Origin of the sequence: Phormidium sp. CCY1219, from assembly GCF_035615515.1 — a bacterium.
GTDB lineage: Bacteria > Cyanobacteriota > Cyanobacteriia > Cyanobacteriales > Laspinemataceae > CCY1219.
Genome location: NZ_JAJENT010000308.1, coordinates 1 through 352 on the forward strand (window position 1 = coordinate 1; position 352 = coordinate 352).

Here is a 352-nt window from a genome sequence, read left to right on the forward strand (position 1 = left end):
GCGGAGTATGAGGAATTGCCCCTGCAATTTCTGGAAGTGTTTTTTTACAAAGAACCGCGAGCTTATGCGAATTTATTTGCTGAAATCTTCCTTTACCTGATGCAAAATTATCCGGGGAAAACCTGGCGGGCGGTGATAATTTTTGGCCGCCGCAGTTTTGAACCCACGGAACTGGAGCCTTATGAAGCTCTGCTCAATTCCGCTCAAGTGCAGCGGATTTACTTGGACGAGTTAGAGGCAGTGCCGGAAACCTCGTTGGGGATGCAAATCGTGCAATTGATTATCGAGAAAGAAGAGTCAAGGGCGGCAGAACAAGCGCGACAACTGATGGCGCTGACGCGACGGCAAATTA

At 48.9% G+C, this 352-nt stretch carries 1 protein-coding gene; it reads left to right on the forward strand.

All coding sequences use genetic code 11. The features are described 5' to 3' along the window. A partial coding sequence (locus tag LKK83_RS05020) for a DUF2887 domain-containing protein (protein WP_324629819.1) occupies positions 1-352 on the forward strand: 352 nt, incomplete at both ends.